At 72.1% G+C, this 26,631-nt stretch carries 22 protein-coding genes and 1 pseudogene; 14 read left to right on the forward strand and 9 right to left on the reverse strand.

Going from position 1 to position 26,631, the window contains the following annotated elements:
- The first annotated feature begins 237 nt into the window (after positions 1–237).
- Both AC07B0_RS03975 and AC07B0_RS03980 read left to right on the forward strand, forming a co-directional pair.
- Entirely contained in the window at positions 238–2,781 is a 2,544-nt protein-coding gene (locus tag AC07B0_RS03975; protein ID WP_478896588.1) for a hypothetical protein, read from the forward strand.
- Between the two features lie 168 nt (positions 2,782–2,949).
- On the forward strand, positions 2,950–5,043 hold the full coding sequence (locus AC07B0_RS03980; RefSeq protein ID WP_478896590.1) for a hypothetical protein: 2,094 nt from the start codon (positions 2,950–2,952) through the stop codon (positions 5,041–5,043).
- Between the two features lie 7 nt (positions 5,044–5,050).
- Here AC07B0_RS03980 and AC07B0_RS03985 read toward each other — a convergent pair whose 3' ends face one another.
- Positions 5,051–5,689 (reverse strand): TIGR03086 family metal-binding protein, encoded by a 639-nt coding sequence (locus AC07B0_RS03985; protein ID WP_478896592.1) that lies wholly within the window; start codon positions 5,687–5,689, stop codon positions 5,051–5,053.
- Positions 5,690–5,786: 97 nt separating this feature from the next.
- Between AC07B0_RS03985 and AC07B0_RS03990 the strand changes: the two genes are divergently transcribed.
- Positions 5,787–6,758 (forward strand): helix-turn-helix transcriptional regulator, encoded by a 972-nt coding sequence (locus AC07B0_RS03990; RefSeq protein WP_478896594.1) that lies wholly within the window; start codon positions 5,787–5,789, stop codon positions 6,756–6,758.
- A 122-nt stretch (positions 6,759–6,880) separates the two neighbouring features.
- Here the strand turns inward: AC07B0_RS03990 and AC07B0_RS03995 are convergent, their stop codons facing one another.
- Positions 6,881–7,381 (reverse strand): SRPBCC family protein, encoded by a 501-nt coding sequence (locus AC07B0_RS03995; protein WP_478896596.1) that lies wholly within the window; start codon positions 7,379–7,381, stop codon positions 6,881–6,883.
- A 505-nt stretch (positions 7,382–7,886) separates the two neighbouring features.
- On the opposite strand from AC07B0_RS03995, the pseudogene AC07B0_RS04000 reads away from it, so the two are divergent.
- Positions 7,887–8,216 (forward strand): annotated as a pseudogene (locus tag AC07B0_RS04000) (phosphatase PAP2 family protein); the annotation flags it as partial.
- A 93-nt stretch (positions 8,217–8,309) separates the two neighbouring features.
- Here the strand turns inward: AC07B0_RS04000 and AC07B0_RS04005 are convergent.
- Together AC07B0_RS04005 and AC07B0_RS04010 are read right to left on the reverse strand one after the other, a co-directional pair.
- Positions 8,310–9,005 carry a response regulator gene (locus AC07B0_RS04005; RefSeq protein WP_478896598.1) on the reverse strand — a complete coding sequence of 232 codons (696 nt, stop codon included), beginning with the start codon at positions 9,003–9,005 and terminating at the stop codon, positions 8,310–8,312.
- The gene (locus AC07B0_RS04010) at positions 9,002–10,492 is read right to left on the reverse strand and encodes a sensor histidine kinase (RefSeq protein ID WP_478896714.1); all 1,491 of its coding nucleotides are present in this window, start codon (positions 10,490–10,492) and stop codon (positions 9,002–9,004) included. The genes AC07B0_RS04005 and AC07B0_RS04010 overlap by 4 nt, the downstream gene beginning before the upstream one ends.
- 162 nt (positions 10,493–10,654) lie before the next feature.
- On the opposite strand from AC07B0_RS04010, the gene AC07B0_RS04015 reads away from it, so the two are divergent.
- Both AC07B0_RS04015 and AC07B0_RS04020 read left to right on the forward strand, forming a co-directional pair.
- Positions 10,655–11,848 carry a HEAT repeat domain-containing protein gene (locus tag AC07B0_RS04015; RefSeq protein ID WP_478896600.1) on the forward strand — a complete coding sequence of 398 codons (1,194 nt, stop codon included), beginning with the start codon at positions 10,655–10,657 and terminating at the stop codon, positions 11,846–11,848.
- A gap of 198 nt (positions 11,849–12,046) precedes the next feature.
- Positions 12,047–13,705: an eCIS core domain-containing protein gene (locus tag AC07B0_RS04020; protein WP_478896602.1), complete on the forward strand. Its 1,659-nt coding sequence runs from the start codon at positions 12,047–12,049 to the stop codon at positions 13,703–13,705.
- A 301-nt stretch (positions 13,706–14,006) separates the two neighbouring features.
- On the opposite strand, the gene AC07B0_RS04025 is transcribed toward AC07B0_RS04020, so the two are convergent.
- The 5 genes from AC07B0_RS04025 to AC07B0_RS04045 form a co-directional block, all read right to left on the reverse strand.
- Positions 14,007–14,156 carry a hypothetical protein gene (locus tag AC07B0_RS04025; protein WP_478896603.1) on the reverse strand — a complete coding sequence of 50 codons (150 nt, stop codon included), beginning with the start codon at positions 14,154–14,156 and terminating at the stop codon, positions 14,007–14,009.
- Positions 14,157–14,224: 68 nt separating this feature from the next.
- A complete protein-coding gene (locus AC07B0_RS04030; protein ID WP_478896605.1) occupies positions 14,225–15,097 on the reverse strand; it encodes a hypothetical protein in 873 nt (290 codons plus the stop codon).
- The gene (locus AC07B0_RS04035) at positions 15,094–15,465 is read right to left on the reverse strand and encodes a PadR family transcriptional regulator (protein ID WP_467298800.1); all 372 of its coding nucleotides are present in this window, start codon (positions 15,463–15,465) and stop codon (positions 15,094–15,096) included. Before AC07B0_RS04035 ends, AC07B0_RS04030 begins: the two co-directional genes overlap by 4 nt.
- 67 nt (positions 15,466–15,532) lie before the next feature.
- Positions 15,533–15,994 (reverse strand): hypothetical protein, encoded by a 462-nt coding sequence (locus tag AC07B0_RS04040; protein WP_478896607.1) that lies wholly within the window; start codon positions 15,992–15,994, stop codon positions 15,533–15,535.
- Between the two features lie 378 nt (positions 15,995–16,372).
- Complete coding sequence (locus tag AC07B0_RS04045) at positions 16,373–17,368, reverse strand: NADP-dependent oxidoreductase (protein ID WP_478896715.1); 996 nt, start codon at positions 17,366–17,368, stop codon at positions 16,373–16,375.
- Between the two features lie 121 nt (positions 17,369–17,489).
- Here AC07B0_RS04045 and AC07B0_RS04050 point away from each other — a divergent pair, with 121 nt between their 5' ends.
- From AC07B0_RS04050 to AC07B0_RS04085, 8 genes are all read left to right on the forward strand, one after another.
- A complete protein-coding gene (locus tag AC07B0_RS04050) occupies positions 17,490–18,086 on the forward strand; it encodes a TetR/AcrR family transcriptional regulator (protein ID WP_478896609.1) in 597 nt (198 codons plus the stop codon).
- Positions 18,087–18,481: 395 nt separating this feature from the next.
- Positions 18,482–19,744, forward strand: a complete 1,263-nt coding sequence (locus AC07B0_RS04055) for an ATP-grasp domain-containing protein (RefSeq protein ID WP_478896611.1) — start codon at positions 18,482–18,484, stop codon at positions 19,742–19,744.
- Between the two features lie 16 nt (positions 19,745–19,760).
- On the forward strand, positions 19,761–20,990 hold the full coding sequence (locus AC07B0_RS04060) for a lysine N(6)-hydroxylase/L-ornithine N(5)-oxygenase family protein (protein ID WP_478896612.1): 1,230 nt from the start codon (positions 19,761–19,763) through the stop codon (positions 20,988–20,990).
- Complete coding sequence (locus AC07B0_RS04065; RefSeq protein WP_478896614.1) at positions 20,987–21,364, forward strand: cupin domain-containing protein; 378 nt, start codon at positions 20,987–20,989, stop codon at positions 21,362–21,364. The genes AC07B0_RS04060 and AC07B0_RS04065 overlap by 4 nt, the downstream gene beginning before the upstream one ends.
- Complete coding sequence (locus tag AC07B0_RS04070) at positions 21,357–22,454, forward strand: NAD(P)/FAD-dependent oxidoreductase (protein WP_478896616.1); 1,098 nt, start codon at positions 21,357–21,359, stop codon at positions 22,452–22,454. Before AC07B0_RS04065 ends, AC07B0_RS04070 begins: the two co-directional genes overlap by 8 nt.
- On the forward strand, positions 22,451–24,082 hold the full coding sequence (locus tag AC07B0_RS04075; protein WP_478896618.1) for a class I tRNA ligase family protein: 1,632 nt from the start codon (positions 22,451–22,453) through the stop codon (positions 24,080–24,082). The genes AC07B0_RS04070 and AC07B0_RS04075 overlap by 4 nt, the downstream gene beginning before the upstream one ends.
- The gene (locus AC07B0_RS04080) at positions 24,079–25,344 is read left to right on the forward strand and encodes an ATP-grasp domain-containing protein (protein WP_478896620.1); all 1,266 of its coding nucleotides are present in this window, start codon (positions 24,079–24,081) and stop codon (positions 25,342–25,344) included. Before AC07B0_RS04075 ends, AC07B0_RS04080 begins: the two co-directional genes overlap by 4 nt.
- Positions 25,337–26,617, forward strand: a complete 1,281-nt coding sequence (locus tag AC07B0_RS04085; protein ID WP_478896622.1) for an MFS transporter — start codon at positions 25,337–25,339, stop codon at positions 26,615–26,617. The genes AC07B0_RS04080 and AC07B0_RS04085 overlap by 8 nt, the downstream gene beginning before the upstream one ends.
- Positions 26,618–26,631 lie beyond the last annotated feature (14 nt).

The raw sequence follows: 26,631 nt of genomic DNA on the forward strand, positions 1-26,631 counted from the left end.
AGATCTTGGACGCCGTCCTGGGCTGATGACTCGCCCCGCTGACCGCACGGCGTGGGGTTGCGGCGCCAGGGTCGGGTTCAGTGCTGGTGATGCAGTGCCGTTTCCGCGGTGAAGCACGTCACTCACCCGGGTGAGTCCCGGTGCCGGCCCCTGTTGTCCGGCGGGTTCGACCCGCTACAAACCGGATGGTGACCCGCACCGCTCACTCCCCGCGCCGCCCCAGGTCAGGAGAATGCCGTGGATGAACTGCTGCGCTTTACGGTCATCCGGCCGGCCGAGGCGGTCGAGGGCCGCTTCCCGATCAAACACTCCACCCCGCCGAACACCGCGGGCGCCACGAGCGCCACGGGCGGCGAGATTCCGCCCGAGCACCCCGGCACCCTGGAGGAGATCCTGGGGCGGACGGTGCTCAAGGCGGCCCACCTCGCCTTCAACACGGCCCTCGGGGACGGCCCCGACCACACCTGCGCCGCGATCTCGACCGCCGCGGAGCAGAAGTACGGTAAGAAGCCCGCCCAGTTGGTCACCACGAACGAGTGGAAGCAGGACCTGGTCACCCTCGCGGACGCCGCGATCGAGATCCTCCGGGCCGGCCACGACAAGCCGTCGAGCGGCCCCCGCCTGCTCCTGATCCTGCAGGGCATCGACCTGGTCCAGCGGTCCGCCGGTGCCACCACCGGTACGTTCCGCAGGCGCCCCGTGGAGATCGCACCGCCCCCGCAGCCCCAGGGAGCGACGGCGGCGGCCGGTGAGGGGCCCGCCGGTACCGGTGGTGGAACCACGGCCGCCACCGGACGCCGCCAGAGCCCGCCCCGACCGGGCCTGTACGCGAGCCGGGGCATGGCGTTCGAGGTGACCGCCGACCCCGATCCGCAACCCGGCTCGGGCGGGAGCGGCTACGAGAACCCGCCCACGGGGAAACTGCCGTTCGGCAAGCCCGGCGTGCTGCGCCCGATCGGCGTGGGCGACCTCATCGTGGTCCGCGAGCACATCCTTCGCTACCAGGGCGGCGAACTCTCCCACATCGAAAACGTGTTGAAGTCGGAGCTCCGCGAGCGCGAGACCCGGCGCTTCGAGCGTTCCGAGGACACCTACTCGACCGAGACGGAGACTTCCAAGGAAGAGGAGCGCGACACCCAGACCACCGACCGGTTCTCCCTGCAGCGCGAGGCGAGCAGCGTCGTCAAGGAGGACTCCAGCCTCAAGGCCGGCCTCAACGTGACGGCACGGTACGGCTTCAGCGTTGAGGTCAAGGCCGACGTGGCGGTGGCGCAGAACCGGAGCGAGGAGAACTCCCTCAAGCAGGCATCCACGGTCTCGCGCGACGTCACCAGCCGCGCCGCGTCCAGGCTCTCCGAGAAGACCAAGCAGTCACACATCCGCAAGACCATCGCGGAGTTCGAGGAGTTCAACAAGCACGCCTTCGACAACAAACCCGGCGCGGCCGGCATCGGCGGCGCGAACATCAGCGGCCTCTACCAATGGGTCAACCGGGTCACTCGCGCCCAGATGTACAACTACGGCAGCCGGCTCCTCTTCGACACCATCGTCCCCGAGCCCGCCGCCTTCCTCATCGACGCGGTCCAGCGGCAAGGCCAGACGACCCTCGTCGCGGAACTCCCGGCGCCGCTGACCGAGGACGCGTCCGAGGTGACCGAGGCGAGCTACCGGCACATCGGAAGGCGGTACCGGGCCACCGGCCTGGAACCGGCACCCGGCGACTGGGCGGACGTCGGCAAAGCGCTCGAAGGAGCCACCGGCGAGGAACCCGGCGCGGTCAACAAGACGCTGGAGATCGCCCTGCCCGACGGCTACGAGGCGATCTCGCTCCACTGGACCTTCAAGGGCAACGGCATGGCCCCGCCCGGCGGATCGACCTTCCCCAGCGTGCAACTGGCGGTCGGCGCCGCGGGGACCTGGGACAGCAGCGGCTCCACCTACACGTTCGCCAGCCCGGTCCGCAATTCCCTCGGCATCGGGGTCAGTTCCTTCGAGACGCGCAATTTCGTGGCCACCTTCGACGTGCGCTGCGCGCGCACCCCCGAGAGCCACGAGAAGTGGCAGAACAAGACGTACGACGCGATCGTCACCGCGTACACGGGGATGAAGCAGGCGTACGACAAGGCGGTGACGGAGGCGCAGGTCCAGGCGCTGGGGGGACCGCAGGGGCGCAACCCGGCCGAGAACCGCGACCTGATCCTCGGTGAGCTGAAGAAGGCGTGCATCAGCCTGCTCACCCAGGACCTGTTCGACGGCTTCGGCGCCATCACGGTGGATCCCGTCGAGAAGTTCCCGCAGCTCAACCTGGAGCGCGCCCGGGAGCAGGGTCCGTACATCCGTTTCTTCGAGCAGGCCTTCGAGTGGGAGAACATCCAGTACCTCCTCTACCCCTACTTCTGGTCCCAGAAGTCCCGGTGGCGTGCACGGGCGCTCACCAGCGACACCGACCCGACCTTCGCGGAGTTCCTGCGCGCCGGCGCCGCCCGGGTCGTCTTCCCGGTCCGGCCCGGCTTCGAGGACGACGTACGGTACTTCGTCCAGTTCGGGAAGATCTGGGGCGGCGGACCCGTACCCGGACTCAACCAGCCCGACTACGTCCCCATCTCCGAGGAGATCCGCCGCGCCACCGGCGCCCCCGGCGACGAGCGCCCCGTCGGGGACCCGTGGGAGATCGAGGTCCCCACCGAGCTCGTCCGGCTCAAGACCAAGACGGCGCTGCCCGTCTGGGAGCAGGACGCGAGCGGTGCCTGGAAGGAATCGGCCGCCACCGCCGAGACGTAACCGGACCGGCCCCCCGCCCGAACCCCGCACCGGGAGATGCCCATGGCGCAGCGCCCCGCGCGCCCAGCCGTACCGCGGTCGCCGAGCCGCCCCGCCAGGCCCACGGTCGGCGCAGGCCCGCCCGCTCCGCCGCCGGCGCCCGCGCGGCCCGCTCCGCCCCCCTCGCCGGTGCCGCGCCCCGCCCAGGCACCGGCGGGGCCGCCCGTACCGGCACCGCGGATCGCGCCGTACCTCTTCGGGTTCGACCGGGCCGAGGCGCCGGCGCCCGGCTGGCTCACCGAGCTGTACGACGCCTCCAACCTGCGGTTCGCCGGTGCCTACGTCGACGGGCCCCCGGTGCCGGGCAACCCGCCCGAGAGCTTCACGGTCTCCTCCAGGAGCCGGGACCGGCACTGGATGGACCGGCTGGCCGCGGTGGCGGCCGATGGCTGGGGCACCGTCTTCTTCTACATCGGCTACAGCAGCTCCCACGACACCTCCGCGCATCCGTCCACGCACCCGCCCGCGGGCCAGCCGACGCCGGAGCGGGGCCGGCTGCACGCCCAGCACATCAAGACGATCATCGGAAGCCGCAACCCGGGCTGGGCCGGCGGTGTGGTCATGATCGACAACGAGAACTCGGCGAAACTCGACCTCGACGGCCGCGCCGAGCAGCCACTGCGCGACTACTACCTGGCCATGTGCGAGGAACTCGCACTGCCCGGCCCCGGTGACGCCCCGCCCATGCGGCCGGGGTTCTACCTCCATTCCCCCGTCGCCGTTCCCCTCCTGCGCGCCCGCCCCGACCTCTTCGTCTGGGACGTCGAGATCGACGTCAACGACCCGGGCAGCACGAACACGGTCGTCCCGCCGTTCGACCCCGCGCACCCCACCCGCATCGAAGTGGGCGAGCCCCACACCTCGGTCACCCTGAGGCCGGTGCTCGTGACACCGCCGCCGGGCGCGGCCGCCCCCGCCTGGAACGCCTGGCCCGTGGGCCGCCAGTTCCGCTTCTACGTCGACCGCATGCCCCAGCGCGGATCGCCGATCACCCGTGTGCGACGCTCCCTCACCCCGACGACCCCGGTCGACTTCGACTGCGCGCTGGTCCGCAACCCCGCCTTCCCCGTCGCGGAACCCAGGGTGACCGCCTTCGGGGGGCGTCCCGACCCGCAGGTGCTGCGGGGCACGTTCGCCGAACCCGTCCGCGGCGGCGACACCGGCACCCCGCCGATGATGCCGCTGCACCTCCTCGGCCTCCGCCGGCCCGGGCCGCACCCGGAAACCACCCCGGCCCTGGCGGTGGAACCCGACGCACCGATCGTCGCGGTACCGCCCGAGCGGCCCGCCGTCGTCTTCTCCCAGCTCCGGGGCGGCGTACCGGTCGAGTGGCGGCTCCAGCGCAACGCCTGGGTCCGTACGGTCCTGCCCACCCTGACGGGGATCAGCGCACGGCGGATCCGCGCCCTCGCCGCCGCCCGGCAGCAGGACCGGTCCGTCCACCTGTTCACCGTGTCCTCCGCGCACCGGCTCTACGCCCAGCGCCGCCCGGCGGACGGGCCCTGGAGCGAGCCCGCGCCGATGGCGGGCGACCTGCGGCTGCACCCCTTCAGCTCCCCGGCCGTCGCCTCGCGCGGCCGCACCGTCGAGGTGGTCTTCCTCGACCGCGACGGGCGTCTGGTCAACGCCTGGTGGTCACGCGGCGGCGAGTGGCCCGGCAAGGCCCACACCGTCGTCGACAAGGCGGCCCCCCTGCTGCCCGGGGGCGCGCTCGTCGCCCTCGCCCCCACCCAGGACGACCTGCTCGCCCTCGGCATCGGCCGCGACCTGCGACTGCACCTCGCGGACTACCGGGCCGGCCGGGGCTGGGAGCCGCCCAGGCCGCTGGGCCGGCCCGAAGACCGCCTGACCCCGCACTCCCGTTTCGCCGCCCACGTGGTGACGCCCGAACTCGTCGAGGTGTGCGCCCTCACCCACCGGCTCCAGCCCGTCGTGTACCAGCTGCGCCTCGGCGAGGGCGAGTGGCAGGCGGCCGACCCGCGGCCGCTGCCCGCGATCCCTCCGCGGCCGCCCCGCGACTACCGGCCGCCCGCCCAGGACTCGCCGGTCGAGCCGGCGTACGGCTGGGTGTTCAACCCGTTCGGTGACGTGACCCTCGGGCGTACGACGACGGGTCGAAGCTTCGTCACGCTCTCGGCGCACACAGGAGGCAAGACGGGAGGGAAGGCGGCGGCCGTATCCCGGTTCCTCGACGGCAACGAGGAGTGGTGGCTCTACCGCTGAACCGTCCTCAGGGCCGGCGTCCGGCCCAGGCCACCAGCCGGTCGATGGCCGGGGCCCCCGGGTCCACGGCCACCACCTCTGCGAAGGGGATCGGCCCGCCGCGGGCTTCGGCCGGCAGCGCGCGGCGTACGACGCCGATCACCCGCTCGATGAGGGCCGGGTCCCAGTCCGGGTCCTGTCCGGTCGCCGTGGCCAGGTCCCAGGTGTGCACCGTGAGCTCGTGCGTGTAGACGGCCGCGGCGGCCGCGCCCGGCAGGACGCCCATCGGCAGGCGCAGCTGCCGGCCGAGGACGCCCGGATCCGCCCACACCTCGGCGACTTCACGGGCACCCGGAACCCAGGCCGCCGCCCATGCGCCGTCGGCGATCTCGTCGGCGAAGGAGGGGACGCTGAACGGGTCCTCGCCGCGCCCGATCACCGAGATCCGGCGCACGACGGCGACGAGGTGGCTCGACAGCCGCCGTACGTCGAACTCCTCGCAGGGGGTCGGGGCGTCGTACTGATCGGGCCGGACGGCGGCCAGGGTCCGGCCCGCCAGCTCGACGGCCGCGGCGAGGTCGGTTCGCGGATCGAAGGAGGAGGAGGGGTCGGCGACGGTACCGGTGGAGTCGGACGGGGTCTCGATGAGCTGCTCGGTCTTGTTCATGGGTTCATCCTGTAAGGAAAAGTGGCCACCTTCTGGCCTGTTTTCCGAAGAGAATGCAAAGCGACGAGACGGCACCCACCAAGGAGGACACGGGCACATGAGAGCCGACCGGCTGGTGGCGGCGCTGCTCTTCCTCCAGGAACGCGGCCGCGTCACCGTCCCCGAAGTGGCCGCCGAACTGGAGGTGTCCGAGCGCACCGCGCGCCGGGATCTGGAGGCCCTGGCCGCGGCCGGCATCCCCGTCTACTCGCAACGCGGCCGCGGCGGCGGCTGGTCCCTCGTCGGCGGGGCCCGTACCGACCTCACCGGGCTGACCGCCGACGAGACCCGGGCGCTCTTCCTCGTCACCGGCCCCCTCTCGGCCACCCCCGAACTGCGCACCACCCTGCGCAAGCTGGTCCGGGCCCTGCCACCGACCATGCGGGCGCAGGCCCAGGCCGCGACCCGCGCGGGCGTCGTCGACGCCACGGACTGGTCCCGCAACTCCGTCACCGCCGATGCAGCCCACCGCTCCGCGCTCCAAGGCGCCGTCGTGGACGGGATCCGCGTCCGCCTCGGGTACGCGGGCGTCGGCAAACCAGCCGGCGAACGCACCGTCGACCCCCTCGGGCTCGTGGCCAAGGCGGGCGTGGACTACCTGGTCGCCGGTACGGACAAGGGCCTGCGCACCTTCCGGCTCAGCCGGGTCACCTCCGTCGAGCCGACCGGCGAACCGGTGACCCGGCCGCCCGACTTCGACCTCGCCACGGCGTGGCGGACGCTGTCCGGAGCCTTCCAGGACGGCATGTACGCGGTGACCGCCCGGGCCCGCGTCCACCCCGACGCGCTGGCCCTGCTGCAACGGCTCCTCGGCGGCCGCGTGCGCGTCGGCGGTCCGCTGCCCGACGGCTGGACCGAGGTGTGGGTCGACGGCCCGGCCGCCAAGGCCCTGGCAGGACATCTGGCCGGGCTGGGCGCGGGGGTCGAGGTACTGGAGCCGCCGGAGGTACGACAGTGGCTGGCCCGGATCGCCGCCGAACTCACGGGGATGTACGCGGGGGAGGAACCGAACGCACCCCACGGCCGGTAGTTTCCAGTCCAGTCCAGTCCAGTCCAGTCCAGTCCAGGACGGGCAGGGCCGGGCGATCGGCCGACGCCGGAAACGGCGGCGGAGGGTGGGAAATCCCCGCCTCCCCGGCCTCCCCGCCTCGCTCAGTCCGTCGCTTCGCGGACGTCCTTTCCCTGCTCGGCGAACGCCTTGAAGTCCCGCATGTGCTGTTGCGACTGCTTGCGGAACGCGCCGGGCATCAGGAGTCCCACCAGCTTCATCAGGAATCCGCTGAACCGGTATTCGTTCTCGCTCTCCCAGAGCGTCGTTCCGGGGCCGGCTTCGGTCAGCCGGTCGCGCACGGCGCTCCACATGCCCTCGCCGACGATCTCGCGGTCGAAGTGCACGACGCTCGTCTTCGGGATCTCGCGCAGGTCTGCCGGTTCCCGGCGGGTGATGGTCTCGGTGCACTCGATCTTCCGCTGGCCCATCTGCATCACGACCCGCGACGTGGTGCCCAGCTGCCCGTGCTCCCCGCTCAGCGGCTCGTGCAGCACCAGGCCCCGCAGCCATTTCGGCAGGTGTGCCGGGTCGGCCAGCAGCTGGACCACCTTCTCCCGAGGCAGGGCGATCTCGATGGATTCGGTGTATTTCAGGGGGCGCATCGTTCTTTCCTTCTGAAGGACGGCAAAGAGCGGCTCGTGCGTCAGTGGATCGTGTCCGCGGGAACCATACGGGTCGCCGGCTCACGATTCCCGCGCCCAGCGAAGGCGCGGCGACGTGTCGGCTGATAGTGGGCGGGCCCGGCCACCGCCCGTGGCAGCCGGCCCGTACCGGTCAACCCTGACGATCGTCGGGGTAGCGGGCTGTCCTTCGGCCAGGGTGCTCTGCCTGCGGTGTTCCTACCGTCGGCACATGGATTCGATCAAGCGATATGGATGGGGCCGACGGCTGTCGATGGCGGTCGCGTCGGCCGGGCCAGGTACAGCGGTGGTGGTCTCGCTGGCTCCCGACGGCACACTGGGCACGAACGAACCGGTACACGTCACGGCAGGCCTGTCAGCGAGGGCCTACCGGTCGTTGACCGGGAGTGTGGCGGACGGGCCGCCGTGGGCCGTGACCGTCTTGGAAGCGGCGAGTGAGGGTACTTTGCTGTTCCTGGGCCTGCTCATGGCCTGGGTCGGCTGGAGCGCCCTTCGCCGCCGTGACGTGCTGGGCCTGGCCGGGCTGGCAGTGGCGGCCGTCGGCACCGTCGTCGCCTACGGAACCAGCGAGGCGGTCAAACTCCTCGTCGACGAGGAACGTCCGTGCAGGGCCCTGCCAGGGGTCGCGGCCCTCGCACCGTGCCCGGCGCCGGGCGACTGGTCGTTCCCCAGCAACCACGCCACCCTGGCGGTCGCGCTGGCCGTCGGTCTGGTCGTGATACGGCCTCGGCTCGCGGCCCTGGCCCTGCCGGTGGCCGCGGCGGCCGCCCTGCTGCGGGTCCTGGTCGGCGTGCACTATCCGCACGACGTCCTGGCGGGCACGGCGCTCGGCGCGACGGCCGTGGTGACGGTGCGGCTCCTCGTGCTGCCGATGGCCGTACGGGCGGTGTCAGCGTTCCTCGTACGTCAGCCGGCCGGACGGCACCGGGACCACGTCGGCCTCGTGCGCGACCACGGCCGCCGCGGCCCGGTTGTCGACGCCGAGGCGGGCGAGGATCGAGCTGACGTGGGCCTTCACCGTCCCCTCCGCCAGGCGCAGGCGGCGCGCGATCTGCCCGTTGGAGAACCCGCCGCCGAGGAAGCCGAGCACCTCCCGCTCCCGCGCGGTCAGGGCCTCGACGCGGGCGCGGGCCGCGGAACGGCGGCCGGCCTGGGCGCCCGCGCCACCGGAGGCGAGATGTGCGACGACCCGGGCCGCGACCTTCGGTGACAGGTAGGCGGCGCCGTCGGCCACCGCCCGGACACCGGCGATCAGTTCCTCCGGCTCGCCGGACTTGATCAGGAAGCCGGTGGCGCCTCCGCTCAGGGCACGCAGGATGTACTCGTCCTCGCCAAAGGTCGTCAGCATCACCACCCCGGTTTCGGGGACGGTCCTCCGTATCTCGGCGGCGGCTTCGATGCCGCCGGTTCCGGGCATCCGGATGTCGAGGACGGCCACCTGCGGGCGGTGGCGCTGTACGAGTTCCACCGCCTCGTGGCCATCGGCCGCCTCGGCGACGACGGTGATGCCGGGATCGGTGGCAAGGACGGCGCGGACGCCCGCGCGGATCATGGGCTCGTCGTCGGCGATCAGGATCCGGATCATCGGACTTCCTTCCCGGTGTAGTTGTCGGTGGAGACCAGGCGTCCGGCCCGGAAGCAGAGACGGTAGATGTCCCCCGAGCGGTCGTCGAACGGGTCGGCGGTCTGTACGTAGAACTCGCAGGCCGCATCCTGCGGTGCGGGCGTGGGCGCTGCCGGGCGACGGGTCGTCTGGCGCTCGGGCAGGTACGGCGTCACGTCTGCGCGTGCCTGACCCACGCGCAGGAGGGCGTAGTCCTGCGGCGCGAGTACCGACTCCCGTGCCGTCACGGTGTCCCACGCCCGTATCCCGCCGACGAGCAACGCGGAGGTGCACAGCGGTACCAGGGCGGCCGCGGCGGCGGTGCGGCCCAGTCGGCGACGGGCACTGCGGTGCTCAGGAGGCAGTACGTCACCTGGACCATCGGGCTGGGCGCGGCGTGGCGGGGGCACGGTTCCGGGACGGTGCGGGAGCGTGGCCCGGACGGCGAACCCGCCGCCCTCGGGGCCCGATGCGAAGCTGCCACCGGCCAGTCGGACGCGTTCTGCTAGGCCGATGAGACCGAAGCGGTGGCCGTCGCCGGACGCGGTCGCCCGGGACTCCGGTGCGCTGCGGGCAGCGCGGTCGTGGTGGGCCGTAGAGGCGCCGGGCACCGGCTCGTTCGTCACACTGACCTCGGTCCGTCCTTCCGCGTGCCGGACGACGACGGTCGCCCGGTGCCCGGGCGCGTGCTTGGCAACGTTCGTCAGCGCCTCCTGCACGACCCGCAGCACGGCCCGCTCGACGACCAACAGCGCCTCACCGGCCGCCACTTCGCCCTCTACGCGGAGCCGGACGTCGAGCCCCGCCGCGGCCGCGCGGTCCACCAGGCCACCGAGTTCGGTGAACCCGGCGCCGGGCTCGGACCCCGGAGCCGGATCCGACGGCTCGCGCAGGACACCGATCACCTCGCCGAGCCGGTCCACGGCGGCTCCCGCCCGGGCGCGGATGTCCCCGGCGGTGGCCCGGTGGTCCTCAGACAGACCAGGGGCCAGCTTCAGTGCCCCCGCGGACAGGGCGATGAGGCTCAGGTCGTGGCCGATGAGGTCGTGCATGTCCTGCGCGATCCGGGTCCGCTCGCGCAACCGGGCCTGTTCGGCGACCAGATGCTGCTCCCGCTCCAGCCGTGCGGCCCGCTCCCACCCGGCCCGCACCAGTTCGCGGGACTGGCGCAGGAACCGGCCCGCGAACCACGGCAGCATCCCCGCCACGAGCGACAGCCCCACGAACTGGCTCGCCCAGCCCAGCCACGCCGGCACCAGGAGCACAGCCACCACCGCGGCCGCGAGCACCCCGGCCAAGGCCGCCCCCGTGCTCCGGTTCCGCCCCGGCCGCCAGCCCGCGAGGAAGGCGCAGACCGCCGCCGGCAGGCCCCACCACAAGGTGGCGACACCGCTGCCAACGGCCGCCACCGCCCCGATGAAGAAACCTGCGGACAGTACCGGCGCCGGCACCCGGACCTTGAAGATCATCGCTCTCACGAACGCGACCCTACGGAACTCCGCCGTCCCGCGGCACTGCCGAAAGTCCACTACCGCGGGACACGGTGCCCGCGTGGGCTGAGCTGCGGTGTTCGCCGTTCGTCCCCCTTCCGGGAAAGGGGCGTTGTCGGTGGGCGCTGGCAAGGTGGGTGCATGACGGATGACGAGAGTGCCCGCGTCACGCGGATCCTGAACGGGTTGCCGGCGGCAGCCCGACAACTGCTGGAGGGGACGGACTGGGAGTCGCTCCAGCACGCCTACGGCTCCGGCGAGGACATACCGGTCTCCCTGTGCTCCCTCGTGGACGAAGACCCCGAGGTCCGGTCCGAGGCGTTGGCCGCGTTGGACATGGGAGTGCTGCACCAGGGCTCTCTGTACACCGTTACCGCGCCCGCGGCGCTGTTCGTCGCGGCGATCCTCGACCACCCCATGGGCCTCGCCGAGCACGAGGGGCACTTCCCGTGGGACGACGGGCCGCCGCGCAGCTTGCGGGCCGCCCTGCTCGTCTGGCTGGGGCAGGTTGCCGAGTCGGCCGCCTATGGTGAGGATCCGGTGCGCGCCCGAACCGACTGGCAGTGGACGCCATGGCACGACGAGATGCGACGCGAGCGCGACCCGGCCGAGTTCGCCGCACTGCGCGCGTGCCGGGACATACGTCCCACCTTGTACGACGCCGTCGAGCCGTTCCTCTCCTCGCCGGATCCCCACGTCCGTGAGGCCGCGCTCGGCGCCGCGCTACCCCTGCTCCTCGCCCCAGGGCTCGCCGACCGGGTGCCGGGGGCCGCCACGCGGCTGCGGGCCCGGCTGGGCCCCGGGGACGGGCGACGGGAGCGAGCGGGTGTGGCGCGGGCGCTCAGCCTGTGGGGAACGGACACCTCCGACCTGCTCGCCGACTCCGACCCAGCTGTGCGGGTCTGCGCCGCGCTCGGTCCCGCCCCTGTCGATCGGCCACGCGCTCTCGCCGTCCTCCTCGAGGCGTTGCGGGACCCGCGAACGACGGACGGATGGTTTCCCGAGCCGCTGTCCGGGCTCGACGGGTGGTTCCGGTTCACCGTGCTGTGTTCGGCGCTCGCCCTGGCCGACACCTTCGAGGAGGTGGCACCGGCGGTGGTCGCCATCGTGGCCGCCGGCGGCACGTCGGTCACCGACCACGAACGCGGGCCGATCCTGCTCAGAGCCTTTGCCGGCGGCTACGACCCGACCCGCCCGCTCACCCCCGCTCAACGCGACCTGTTGCGGGCCTTCGCGGACAGCGACGAGGCGACGGGCGGCATCGGCGGGAACGTGCTGTGGTTCCGCGCGGCCGGGCTGCCCGAGAACCGGGAGGGGATCGCCGCTCTGCTGTGACGTGCCCGCCTCGCCCCCGGCCCCCTGCCAGCCCGTCGGGAAGGACCGAACGCCGCCTGCCAGTGCCCTCGGCAGTGCCCTCGCGGACCTGTCCGCCACGTGCGCACTGAGATAGGCATGGTGGATTCAGGTGACCTTGTGCAGCGGAGAGGACAACGCGTGCGGACCTCAGAACGCGGTTACAGTCGGCCGAGCGGCGTGGATGCGACGAAGTCCGCCGGCAGGCCGGCGGCCTCACCGCTGAGCAGCGCCTGGATCCGGCACATTCAGCGCGCGGCCGCACCGTCGGTCCGAGGAGGTGCCGTCGGGCAAGAAGCCGACCATGCCCAGGTACAGCGCTCCGCTCTCGAGCTGGGCGTCACCTCACCGGCCGAGCCGATGGAGCACGGCCTGCGGGCGGAGATGGAGCAGCGTTTCGCGGGAGCCGACTTCAGCGGGGTCCTCGTGCACAAGGGGCCGCAAGCCCGTGAATCCGCTGCCCTTCTGGACGCCAAGGCTTATGCCAGCGGCCCCCACATCGTCGCGGGCGGCGAGATGACCAAAAAGGAATGGGCACATGAGCTGACCCACTATCTGGATCAGCAGTCGGGTGAGGTTCCGGGCACGAACAACGGAGCAGGAGTGAGCATGTCCAGCCCCGGCGACTCGGGGGAGCGGCACGCCGAGCAGAGGGCCAACGAGGTCATGAGCGCGCCGACGAGCGTGCAGCGCGTGACGGGCACGCCTCACCAAGGAAATCCTGCACGCAAGAGCCCCTCCGGACACCCGGGGGGAGGTGGTTGTGCCGCAGGAGACGGCTGCGCCGGCGACGGCCAGGCCGTCCAGCGGCTCCATGTCATCAAGGCGGGCTCTGCGGAATACCCCACGAAGAAACCTGATTCCAAGGACTTCTTCGTCGGTCAGGACACGAACGAACAGGGAAGCTGGTTCGACGCGTACTCACCCGATGAGCCGCCCAAGCCCCACCTCGTGTACCACGGGCAGGTGGATCTCGCGGTGTCGGACGCGTGCGACCTCGCCGTGGAACACGCGGGCCGGGGGCAGGAACCGAAGAACTTCTTCGCCACCGACGAGCAGTTCCGAGCCTCCGCCAAGCAACTTCCCGGCGCGAACAAGGGCGTGGGCATCTCCCTCTCCAAGACCGGCCGGACCCTGACCGTCGACGGAGCCGGCAAAAAGATCACGCTTTACGAGATCGAGCCCAAATTCCGCGAACGCAAGGGCGAAAAGAAGACCAAGGGCCTCGATGTGCGGGTGCCGCAGCGCTGCAACGAGATGATCTGGTTCGTCACCAGAAAGCCCGGCATCGCCAGCGGTGCCGACAAGATCTACTGGGGCGTCGTGGAGCAATTCCTTGTGCGCCTGGACCCGGAGGGCGGCTGGAAGGGCAAGTACCAGGAGGCCGTCAACTTCGGCGTGCGCGGTAGCGAGGGCCAGAAGACCTACGTCGAGATCACGCACGGCATGAGCGGCCGCTTCCAGCAACTGGTCCAGCGAGACGCACAGAGGGCTGAAGCGCTACTCAGGGAACTGGGAGTCAACGAGCACGCCCCCACACCGAATGTGGGCGAGGGAATGACGGTCATCGCGCAGCCCGACGCCAGTCAGGCCGACCGCGCGAAGGGCCACACCCCGTACCACTTCGGGGCTGCCGTCGCCAGGAGCGGAAACGACTACATCACGATGGAAAACTACTACCGCGAACAGCCCGAAGGCGGCATGGACACCACGAGCAACGATGATCCACTGTGGTACTTCCGCATGTACGGCCAGGAGTCGGGCCGTACCTGGCACGAAGGCTGGACGGGCACGGGCGCGTTCCTGGGCGCGACGATCACCATGAGGCTGCGTGGCTGATCACATGGATTCCGCGACCGGATCTCGGACGGCCGTGAACCCACCGGATCCACAGATCGTCGCCCGCCTGCGCCTTCTCCAGCGGACCGCCGGGAACGCAGCCGTCGTACGCATGCTGGAAGGACCGGCCGTGCGCGACGCGGCAGCGGGAGACGAGCCGCAAGCGCGTCGGCGCGCCCGGCCGGGGGCAGTTGGCTGATCTGGGAGAGGCGATCGGGGTCCCGGTGGGCAGGTGTGAGGAGTCGGCGGCCTCCGCACGCCTGACCCCGTACGACGGCGTTCCCGGAGCGGAGGCGAGCCCTCATTCCCGCGGAGTTCTCGGGCGTTCCTTGACGGCGACCGTGAAGGCCACGGTGATGATGATCAGGACTCCGCAGAGCAGCATGGCGCCGGTTCCGTAGGCGAACATCCGGACTGCCGACCAGACCAGCTCTTCCTTCGTGACCGTCACGGAACTCCCATCTGGGCGGCGTGTCGTCCCGCGTCTCAGCGTGCTGTGTGTCCGTCGTCGGGGACGCGTCAGGCCTTGGTGACCGGGTGTCGGCCTCTGCGGCGGCGGATGCTCACCGCGGCCGCTGTGGCGAGGAGGAGGCCGAGCAGGAGGGGCCAGGTGAAGATGGCGTAGCTCGCGTGGGTCATGTCGAGCAGGACGAAGGGCAGGGCTGCGAGGAGGACGGCGGGTGCCGTATCGATCCGCGTGAACACCTGCCGTCCCGCCAGGGCGAGTCCGGCTGCTGCCGGGAGCGCGAACCGGAGCCAGCCGGCTCCGTAGGGCAGGGGGCCCAGCGTGAGAACGCCGGTCAGGAGCGTCGTCCACAGCAGGACGGCACCCAGCCCCGTCGCGGTACGGACGCGCGGCTCGGGTCGCAGGTCCGCCGGGCAGAGCAGGGCCAGGAGTACGACGAGGAACAGGGGAAACCGGAAGAAGAAGGTGAACGCGACGCCGCCGCCCAGCCGGAACACGTCGACCGCGACCGTGGCCGCGAAGCCCGCCACGATGGTCCAGGTGCCCGGGGCCCATCGGCCGCTCAGTGCGATGGCGGCACCCAGCACCATGACGAAGTGGGTGACCGTCAGCAGCATGTAGGGGACGGCCACGACCGGAGGCAGGGTGGGTGCTTCGGCGGCCGGGACCATCACCTTGATCCACCAGAGCGCGTTCGCGCCGACCGCGGCGACGGCGAACGGGGCCAGCGCCGCCAGGAGCCGCCCGGGACGCCGCGCCGAGCCGAGCCCCAGGCGCATGCGCAGCGCGTGCCCGCTGATGTCCAGGGCCTCCCGTACCCGGGCCGCCCGGCCCGCTCCGTGGGTGGCCTCGCGGTACGCCTCGGCGATCTCATCGCCGAACTCCCGCCGGAAGGCAGCCGGGTAGAGCCTCAGGAGCGCCCTCACGCCGTCACCGCCCCGTCGGAGAAACCGAGCAGGCCGGGCACGGCCGCCGCGCCGAGCCCAAGACGCCGGGTGGCCTCCCGGGCGGTGCGGGCGATCCGGTCCGCTTCCGCGGCCAGGACCTCACGCCCGCGCGGCGCCAGCGCGTAGCTGCGCCGCATCCGGCCGTCGACCACCTCCTCCTCGTGGATGGCGATGAGCTGCTGTTCGAGGAGCCGCTCCAGGGCCCCGTACAGCGTTCCGGTACGCATCTTCGTCCGGCCTTCCGAGATCTTCTCGACCTCTTGCGCGATGGCGTATCCGTGCCGTGGGGCGTCGGCAATGGCGGTGAGGATGAGGAGAGTTGGCTCACGCAGAGCTTGATCATTCACGAACGTGAGGATAGCTCGGCTACTTGCATATGTCGATGGCCGAGCTATGTCGCGGGGCCGTATGCCGTCAGGTCCGGCGACGCACGGCCGAAGCGAGCAGACGCGGGGCGACGGGCGCGAGCAGCAGGCCGAGGAGGGCGGTACCGGAGCCGGCCGCGATCGTGGGGTTGACCCAGGCGGCCACCATCTCGGTGACGTGCGCACCCCCAGGAGAGTCCGCGCAGACCACAGACACCGGGAGCACGGACACGGTCGTCAGAACTCGGGCCCGTGCCTGTCCAGGGTCCCCGAAGTCGCTCGGCGGGCTGCACACATCGACCGGGTCCAGCATGTTGCCGAAGCCGGTCAGATGACCCGAGACGAAGGCGGCGAGCGCGAGGCAGAAGCCCATCGCGGCGGCCAGGAGGCACACAACACCCGCCCACTCCCGGCCCTTGTCCCGGCGAAGGTCCTGGAGGAGCGGGCGCAAAACGGCGCACGCCCCGGCGATGGCGAGCAGCAGGACAGCCAGGAGGAGGAAGAAGATCACGCATGGAGTGACAACTGAGAGGCGGCGGCGGTTGCCCGATGTGGCGTACGCCCCTGCCCCCGGGCGGCTCGTGCCGGGCCGTCAGCAGGGAGGGCGGCGGCCGCCCCGCGCCGGCACTGGTCGTCCGGACGAGATGATCGCCGCCTCCGGGCGGGGGACCGGGCTGCCGTGCGGCTGGAGCAGGACCGGCGGTGCCACGACGACCCCCACCTCGGCGGCGGCCATGCCGACGTCGCGCTGCGAAGCGCGGGATGCCGTCGTTCTCGGGATCGGCGGGCTGCCGGCCCGCCCACAGCGCCCAGTCGGCGACGAGGTCGCCCATCGTGCCTTCGCCGGCGGTGTTCCGGGTCCTGGTACCCGCCCGGGGCGGAACGGCTTCTAGGCGACCGTCAGCACGATCTTGCCCTGGATGTGTCCTTGAGATGCGCGTTCGTGCGCGGCCCGGGCGTCGGCGAGGGAGAACGTGCTGTCGATGGCCACGCGGACGGTGCCCGCGTCGAGCAGGCGTCCCAGTTCGGCGAGCTGCGCGGCATTCGAGCGGACCTGGGTGCCCGTGACCGTGACGCCGAGCTTCGCGTTCTCCTCCTCGTCGAATTCGCCGAAGAAGACGGGGAACTGCGAGCCGCCGCGCTTGAGCGTGCGCAGGAACCGCTTGCTGTGGGGGCCGCCGACGGCGTCGACCACGAGGTCGACATCGTGTACGAGTTCCTCGGGGCGGCTCTTGGTGTAGTCGATGAACTCGTCGGCGCCGAGATCGCGCAGGAACGATTCGTGCTTCCCCGAGGCCACGGCGATGACGCGTGCGCCCTTCCACTTCGCCAGCTGGAGCGCGAAGTGCCCCACGCCGCCGGCGGCCCCGTTGATGAGCACCGTCTTGTCGGCGTCGAGCGGCACGGGACGGTGCCGGGCCGCCTGGAAGGGGGAGGGGTGGTCGTGTCCGAGCTCGATCAGGAACTGCCAGGCGGTGAGCCCGGCCATGGGTGCCCCGGCGGCGCGCGCGTGATCGATGCCGGCCGGCTTGAGCGCCAGGTCCGAAGCGGGCGCGGCCACGTACTCGGCATATGTGCTGCCTTCGAAGCCGGGGAAGCGCAGGAGTCCGAAGACTTCATCACCGACGGCGAAAGCGTCCACATCCGGGGCGACCGCCTCGACGACACCCGACAGGTCCGTCCCCGGGATCACGGGCAGGCTGAACTTCGGTCGCACCTCGGGAGGCAGGTTGGGCATTCCGTCCCGCAGGTACCAGTCCGGGGGGTTGAGCCCGACCGCGCGCACGCGAACGAGCACCTCGCCCGGTCCTACCGCGGGGAAGGGTACTTCCTCGTAGTGCAGAACCTCCGGGCCGCCGTGCTCGTGGAGCCGGATCGCCCTCATCGTGTGCGTCATCGTTTCGTCCTGCTCGCGCTGGGGGATAGGCTTAACGGATCAGTGATCCATATAAACGGACCACTGATCCGAATATATGGACCACTGAACCGTTTAGTCAAGGGGACCGATGCGTGCCGACGCCAGGAAGAACCGCGATCACCTGCTGGCCGTAGCGGGAGCCGCCATCACCGAGGAGGGCGTCGACGTCTCCCTGCGTGACATCGCGCGTAGGGCGGACGTCGGGCTCGCCACGCTGCTGCGCCACTTCCCGACGCGCGAGGCACTGCTCGACGCGCTGCTCCGCACGAGCTTCGACGAGCTGACCGCCAAGGCGGGCGCTTTGGAGGCCTCCGACTCGCCCGACGACGCTCTCGTCTCGTGGGTGCGCGACTGCGTCGCGTGGACAACGGAATATCGAGGCGCTGTCGCGCTCATGGCGGCAGCCATGGAGGACACGGAGTCCGCGCTTCACGCCTCGTGCGTCACTCTGCGCGCCGCTGGCGCGCGGCTCCTCACCCGCGCCCAGGACGCGGGCGCGGTGCGGACCGACATCGATGGCGCCGACCTGTTCGCGCTGGTGGCGGCGCTCGCCTGGCTCGGCGATCAGCCTTCGCTCGCGCCCCGCGCCGATCGTCTCTTCGACGTCGTCGCGAGCGCGATCCTGGTCGGCGCGGCCAGTGGTGGTGTCGTGGAGGCCGAAGGCCGCCCTCGCGTCCGTGGTTGAAGGCGGGGCTCGACCAGCACAAGCCGGCGGGCCTGTCGTCACTGGGTGGTCCGGAGCTCCGCCTGGTGGATGGCCCAGGCCGCGTTGACGAGGCCGATGTGGCTGAAGGTCTGGGGAAAGTTGCCCACCCCGGCCGGTTCTGTTCCTGGCGCGCGCCGGAGCCGGCCGAGGGGACCTCTCGCCAGAGAGCCCTCACCACGGCATTCGGTCACTTCCGGGACCCGAACATGCGCTGACTGAGCCCTCGTTCCGGAAAATGTGTGGCTCGGGTTCGCTCCCGCGGATATTTTTGCGGTGATCCATTGACCGGGGCCAAGACGCCCGGATAGAAAGATCACGATCAGGGCCGGGAGCACAAGTCCGGTCCGTACAGCGCTGCTTCGGGGGATTTCGCTTTGCCGCACACAGATGCACTTCGTCCTGCCCGCGTCCTCGTGGTCGAACCCGCCTCCTCCGGGGGCGCCACCCTGATCGGCGTCGCGGCCGAGATGGGACTGCGGGTCGTCGTCGCCACCGCCGACTCCGGTGACCGCCGGCTCTCCGACGCTGTCCGCGCGGCGGCCGACTCGGTGCTGACGGTGGAGACCAACGACCAGGCCGCCCTCGAAGCGGCCGTGCTCGAACTGCACCGCGCAGAACCGTTCGAGGCGGTGCTGCCGGGCTCCGACATCTATGTGACGGCGACCGCGCGCGTCGCCGCGGCACTGCACCTGCCCGGCCTGCCCGTCGCGACCGTCGACCGGGTCCGGGACAAGAGCGTCATGCGGGCCGCGGTCGCGGAGGCCGGGCTGCGCACCCCGCGCTTCGCCCAGGCGACCACCGACACCGAACTGCGCGCCGCGGCCGAACGGGTCGGCTTCCCCTGCGTACTGAAGCCGGTCGCCTGCTCCGGCAGCATCCACGTCAGCCGCGCCGACGACCTCGACCAGCTCACCGCCGCGTTCCAGCGGCTCGTGACCGACCCGGAGCCCGACATGGGCAAGCTGCACGAGCACCGGGTACTCGTCGAAGAGTACGTCCAGGGACCCGAGTTCAGCGCTGACGGCTATGTTCTGGAGAGCGGCGAGGTCACCGTCGTCGCCCTCAGCCGTACGCTGCTCGGCCCCGAGCCCGACTTCGTGGAGCTGGGCCACCTCACCCCCGCCCTCGTCGACGACACCACCCTGAAGAGCGTCGAGGCGTACGTCGGCGACGTCGTCCGCGCCGTCGGCATCACCAGCGGCCCCTTCCACTGCGAACTGCGCCTGGCCGCCGACGGTCCGGTGCTCATCGAGATCGGCGCCCGGCTGCCGGGCGACCGGATCGTGGAGCTGCTGCGGCTCGTGACCGGTGTCAGCCTGCCCAGGGTGGCCGTCGCCACCGCGCTCGGCATCGGCCTGGAGGCGGCCGGCGCCTTCGCGCGGCCGCAGGCCGAGAGCGCGGGCATCCGCTTCTTCTCCGCCGCGGGCCGCTCCTCGTACCAGGAGCTCACCGGATGGTCCGAGCTGGAGGCGCTGCCGGAAGTCACCGAGTCCGCCGTGTACTTCGCGCCCGGTGAGACCATCCCGGGCGTCCAGGACTGCCGCTCGCGCCTCGGCCACGCCCTGTTCACCGCCGACTCGGCGCAGGGCGCCCTCGACCGCTGGCAGGCGCTCGGCGACCTCGTCGTCCCGGCCTGACCCGGCGGATCCCACCATGGACGCACACATACTCGACTACGCGGCTGTCGGCGTCGGCCCCGCGAACATGAGCCTCGCCGCGCTCGCGCATCCGGTCGAAGGGCTGCGCGGCGCCCATCTGGAACGCCGTGAGAGCTTCTCCTGGCACCCCGGACTGCTGCTGCCCGAGGCCACCCTCCAGGTCTCGCTGCTCAAGGACCTGGTGACCCTGGTCGACCCGACCAGTCCCTTCTCGTTCCTGTCGTTCCTCGCCAGTGAGGGCCGGCTCTACCGGTTCCTGGCCGCCGACTTCCCGGCCGTCCTGCGCGCCGAGTTCAACCAGTACCTCCAGTGGGTCGCCGGGCGGCTGCCGAGCCTGACGTTCGGGGCGGACGTACGCAGCGTGGACTTCCACGACGGCGCCTTCCACCTCCGCACCGGAGAACGGGATATGACGGCACGTCATCTCGTGCTCGGTACGGGTCTCACCCCGTCCGTTCCCGAGCCGTTCCGCCCCTTCCTCGGCTCCACCGTCTTCCACTCCGGGGAGTTCCTGCTGCGGGCGCCCGAGGTGACCGGACGGCGTGTCGTCGTGGTCGGCGGCGGCCAGAGCGGCGCGGAGATCGTGCGCCACCTGGCGGTCGGCGCGGCCCCCGAGAGCATCACCTGGGTCAGCCGGCGCTCGTCGTTCCTGCCGATGGACGACTCGCCGTTCGCCAACGACCTCTACACGCCCGACTACGTACGCCGCTTCCACGCGCTGCCCGCCGACCACAAGGCCCGGCTCCTGGAGCGGCAGAAGTACACCAGTGACGGCATCGACCTCCAAGTCCTCCAGGACATCTACCGGTTGAGCTACCGCGACGAGTTCATCGAGAACAACCCCGGCAGGCTGCGCTTCCTGGCGGACAGCGCGGTCACCGCGATCGAGGGCGGCCCCGGCGAATGGAAGCTCGTCGTCGAGTCCTCGGGCCCGGACGCACCCGCCGTGCTCGGCGCCGACATCGTGATCCTGAGCACCGGATACGCCTACGCGCTGCCGGACTTCATGGCTCCGCTGGACGCGCGGCTGCGGCGGGACGGCGGGAAGCTCGTCGTCGGCGAAGACTTCTCGGTCGCATGGGACGGGCCTGCGGAGAACCGGATCTACCTCCAGAACGGTGCCCGGCACTCCTGGGGCGTCGCCGATCCCAATCTCAGCCTGCTCGCCTGGCGCAGCGCGGTCATCCTCAACAGCATGCTCGGCGAGACGAGGTACCCGGTATGACCACTCGTCAGGTCCCGCAGTTCCAGGCCGATGCGGTAGGCGTCCTGGTCCCCTTCGGTCCGACCGAAGTGGAAGCCGACGGAGTGACCGTCGCCGAGGCGGACTTCGCGCGTTCGGTCTTCCCCCACGTGCCGTTCGAGGCGGCCCGCTTCACCGTGCCGCCGGGCGGAACCAGCTCGCCCGACCAGCACGCGGTCCAGGAGATCTGGGTGGTCCACGCCGGATCCGGCACCCTGGAGGTGGACGGAGAACGGTCGCTCGTCGGGCCCGGCTCCCTGGTGGGCTTCCCCTCGCAGGCCCTCCACGAGATCTTCGCCGACCAGGGCGAGGAACTGGTCATCTACTCCTTCTGGTGGTCGGCGCCCGATGAGTGAGCGCACCACCGGTGAGGTGCCCCACTACGACCTCGCCGTCCTCGGCGCGGGCGCGGTCGGCGCCCTCGCCGCCTACTACGCCGTGCGGCGGGACCCGGGCCGCCGCGTCGCCGTGATCACGCACACGGGACGGGGGACGGGCGCGACCCGCCTCTCGGCCGGGTTCGACACGCCCACGGGGCACAACCCGGCCCAGCGCGCCCTGGCCGTCCGCAGCACCGCGCTCTTCGACGAGCTCACCGCCGGACTCGGCGGCGCCGGACGCACGCCCGTCGACGTCCGCTGGCTGGTGGCACGCGAGAACACGGCCGCGCTCGACGCGACCATGGCCGACGGCGGCCGCACCCGCCCGGTCACCGGGGAGCAGCGCGCCCAGCTCGCCCGGACGTTCCCCGGGCTCGCCCACGGCGACCACGAAGTCCTGCTGGCCACCGAGCCCATGACGGCCGGTCAGCCCCAATGGCTCACCGACCGGCTTCTCGACGAGGTCCTCGGCCGCCCGGACAGCACCCTCCTGGAGGGCTTCCGGGTCACCGAAGTACGCCGTACGGGCGGGCGCGTCGAACTGGTCGCCGCCGACGGGAGCCGGATCACCGCCGCCAAGGCGGTCCTCGCGCCCGGCCCCTGGGTCCTCGACGGCCCGGTGGCGGCGGCGGCCCGCGAGCGCGGGGCCCGGGTCAAGAAGGTGGTGGCGTTCCACATCATGACGCCGCCCCCGCCGGGCGCCCCGGCACTCGTCCTGGAGGACGCCGACGCCTTCCTGCTGCCCCACCACCCCGGCGGCCACTGGATCTTCAGCATCACCTCGCCCGACTGGGACCGAGGCCCCGACGAACCGCTCGCCATCGACGCCCGCGACCGGGAACTCGCCCGGGCCCTGCTCGCCCGGCACGTACCGGGATTCCTACCGTACCTGCTCGGCGGCCGCGTCTTCAGCGACTGCTTCACCCCCGGCCATCTGCCGGTCGTGGACACGGTCGGCGGCGACGACGTGGTCATGGCCATCGGCGGCTCCGGCTCCGGCTACCGACTCGCCCCGGCCATGGCCGAGGACGCACTGAACCTGCTCGACGGGAGAACGCGAACATGAGCCTGCTGACCGGGGACACGCACACCCCCCGGCACTACCTCCTGGTGCCGCCCGAGGCCACGCCCAACGGCCCCCTGCACCTCGGCCACATCGGCGGCCCCTTCCTGTGGTCGGACATGATCGCCCGGCATCTGCGGGTCCGGGGCGACCTGCCGTTGGTGATCACCGGCAGCGACGTGTACGAGTCGTACGTGCCGATCAGGGCGCACGCCGAGGACTCCACGCCCGGCGAGGTCGCCGCCCGCTACGGACAGCGCATCCAGGACGACTTGGCCGCGCTGCGCATCGGCATCGACGCCTTCATCGTCCCCGATCAGCAGCCCTGGCGAGAGCAGTTCGAGCAGGAGGTAGCCGCCTCGATCGATCGGCTGACGGGCCGGGGCGCGGTGCTCACACGCACCGAGCGCGTGCCCCACTGCACGGCGTCGGACCGCTGGGTGGTGGGCGGCTGGCTCCAGGGCCGCTGCCCCGAATGCGATGCGGGCATCACCAGTTACTTCTGCGAGGAGTGCAGTGCGCACTTCCAGCCCGAGTCGGTCGTCGAGCCGCGCCCCCTGCTCGACGAGGGGCCGCTGACCTGGCGGGAGATCTCCAGCCTCTTCCTGCGCCTGCCGGACCGCGACCTCCTGGACAGCACGCTCGGGGACCTGGGCGTCGCCGACCGCTACCGGGCGACCGTGGCGCGCTTCCTGGAGCGCGACGGCATGACCGTACGGCTGAGCGCCCCGCAGACGTGGGGACTTCCGCTGCCCGCGCCCGAGCCGGACGTGCCGCACGCCCTGTTCCCGTACGCCGGGATCTTCATGTTCGCGCGCCTCGCCGGCGCCGTCCACGGCCGGCTCTCCGGCACCGGTGTGAACGCCTTCGACCCCGACTCCGGGGTCACCACCATCACCACCCTGGGCATCGACAACGTGATCCCCACCCTGGTCTCGATCGTCGGCACCAGCCTGCTGCACGGCGACATGAAGCCGTACGACCGGTGCTTGATCAACAACTTCTACCGGCTGGCCGGGCGGAAGTTCTCCACCAGCGCCCGGCACGCCATCTGGGCGGCGGACGTCGCCGCATCTCCCGCCATCGGCGTGGACACCGTCCGGTACTACCTCGCCGGGGCCGATCTGGAGTCCGGGGCGGCGAGCTTCGAGACGGCGGACTTCCTCCAGACCGCGAACGCCACGCTCGCCGACGGACTCGGCAAGCAGATCGACGCCGCCTGGAGCCGGCTGCCCGAAGGGCCGCCGCAGGCGCCCGCCCCGGCCGTCGCCGACCTCCTGGAATCCCTGCTCGCCGAGCAGTCCGCGGCGCTCGACGGCACCCGCGTCTCGACCCCGCGCGCGGTCGCGGCGCTCGACCGCTGGTGCGCCGACGACGCGGTCGCCCACGCGGCCGAGGACGGCGCCTACTGGTGGCTCAAGGGCCTGTCCCTGCTGGCGTTCCCGGTGATGCCGGACCTCGCCGAGCTCGTCTGGCAGGGCCTCGGCGGCGCCGGAGAGCCTCGCGCGGCGGCCTTCCTCGCCAGGACCCCGGCCCACCGTGACCGGCCCGCGCCCGGCTTCAGCCGGGTGAGCGCCGCCGATCTCGACGCCTGCCTGCCCGACACCCTGCGACCGGGAGCGTACGCGTGACCGACCGGACCACACCGCTGTACGTCGTCCTCAACCGCTCCGGCGACGAGTTCGGCGAATACCACCGGTTCCTCGACGGCCACCCCTGCCGGATGGTGTACCTCACCACGCCCGGCGGGCTGCCCGCGCTCGACCAGGACGGGGCGACCGAGGTCCATGTGCGCGACAGCCTCGACCACGACGACCTGCTGCCCCTCGTACGGGAGATCGCGGACCGGCACGGCACGCCCGAGGCCGTCTTCGGCCAGTCCGAGTACGACGTCCTGACGGCCGCCCGGCTCTCGGCCGCACTCGGCGCCCCCGGCGGCTACGGCCTCGACCTCGTCCAGCGGTTCAAGGACAAGCTCGCCATGAAGAGCGCGGTAGAAGCGGCCGGACTGCGGATTCCCCGGTTCCGGAGCCTCGACGACGCGCCCTCGGCGGAGGCGGTCGTCGACGCCCTCGGCGGTCTGCCCCTGGTCCTCAAGCCGCGCGCCGCGGCGGGCTCCCAGGGAGTCACGGTCGTCCACGGCGCCGGCGAACTGCGCGACGCGCTCCAGGACGTCGACCCCGAGGCGTACGAGTGCGAGGAGTACGTCGACGGGGACATCTTCCACGTCGACGGCGTCCGCCGCTCCGGCCGCCTCCACTTCGTCACCGCTTCCCAGTACGTCCACACCTGCCTGGACTACGCACACGGCCGCCCGCTGGGCTCGGTCCTGCTCGACCCGGGCGCCGAGCGCGACGAGCTCACCACATTCGCCGACCGCTGTCTGAGGGCGCTCGGGCTGAGCGACGGCGCGTTCCACCTGGAGGCGATCCGCCGGCCGGGGGGCGAGCTGGTGTTCCTGGAGGTCGGGCTGCGGCCGGGCGGCGCGCAGGTGCCGTTCCTGCACGTCGACCTCTACGGCATCGACCTGTTCGCCGAAGCGTTCCGGGCGGCCCTGGGCCTGCCCCCGCTGTGGCAGCCCACCGAACCGGCCGGGCCCCCGGCCGGCGGCTGGCTGATCTACCCCGCCCCGCGCGAGCTGCCCGGACGGGTCGTCGCGCGTACCTCGCCCGCGTCGGCCGTCCCCGAGGTCTACCACGAGGAACTGCCCGCGATCGGCCAGATCATGACCGGGCCCGGCAGCTATGACGAGGGCTGCGGGATCTTCCGGTTCCGAGGGCGGAACGCCGCAGGGGTTCGCGCCGCCGTGCACACCGCCATGGAGGTGTACGGGCTGCGGACCGAGCGGGCCGAGGGAGCCGAGCGGGCCGAGGGAGCCCAGCCGCATGGCTGAGGCACGCCCGTACGGCGCCGTGCTGCACGCCTGGTTCCGGGAGATCCTTCCGGCCGCCGGGAACGCGCGCAGACTCGGCGTCCTCACCCTCATCCAGTCCCTGGGGCTCGGGGTGTTCCTCACCTCCAGCGCCGTGTTCTTCACCCGGACCATCGGCATCCCCGCCCAGCGCGTGGGCCTCGCCCTGTCGGTCGCCGGGCTCTGCGGCCTGCTCTGCACCGTGCCCATCGGCCGACTCGCGGACCGGCTCGGCGCGGCCCGGGTACTCACCGTCAACTTCCTGCTCGCGGCCGCCGCCTTCACCGCGTACTGCCTGGTGGACGGCTTCGCCGCGTTCCTCGCGGTCGCCTGCGTCATCGCGGTCCTGGAGACCTCGGCGGGCGCGCTCCAAGCGTCGCTCACCGACGCGCTCGTGGGCGAGGCGGAACGGGTCAGGGTGAGCGCGCAGATGCGCAGCCTGTTCAACCTGGGCTTCCTCGGCGGCGCAGCGCTGGCCGGAGCCGCCATCGCGGCCGGCACCTCGACCGCCCTCTACGCCACGGTCCTCGCCAACGCCGCCCTCCAGCTGGTCTCCGTCGCCGTACTGGTCGGAATGCGGCTGCCCGCGGGCTCCGCTCCCCGGCCCGCCGCCGCCGAGGCGCCGGGCGGGGTACTGCGCAGCGCCGCGCTGCGGGACGTGCGCTACGTGGCGGTCGCGCTGGTGTGCGGCGCTCTGGAGCTGTACCACCCGTTGCTGACGGTCGGTCTGCCGCTGTGGATCGTCACCGCCACCGACGCGCCCGCGCTGCTGGTGTCGGGGCTGCTGATCCTGGACACCGTCCTCGTGCTGTTGTTCCAGGTCAGGGTCAGCAGGGGCGCGGGTACCCCGGCGGGAGCGGCACGCATGCTGCACTGGGCGGGGTGGGCACTGGGAGCCTCCTGCCTGGTCTTCTCGGTGAGCGGGGGACACGGCGCGCTCCTGGACAGCGCCGCCCTGCTGGGCGGCGCGCTGGTGCTCGTCCTCGGCGAGCTGTACCAGGCGTCGGCGAGCTGGGGCCTGTCCTTCGGGCTCGCCCCGGCGGGCCGGCAGGGGGAGTACCAGGCGGTCTTCTCCCTGGGGCGCGGGCTCCAGCAGTTCGCCGGGCCGTGGCTGATGACCTCCCTGGTCGTCGGCGCGGCCGCGACCGGCTGGCTGGTCCTCGCGGCGCTCTTCGCCCTGCTCGGGCTCGCCGCGCCGCCGTTGGTGCGCGGCCTGGAGAAGGCCCGCGCGCGGACGGAGCCGGCCCCGGCCTGAGCGGACCGTCCGGC

It is taken from the genome of Streptomyces sp. NPDC044704, assembly GCF_056433525.1.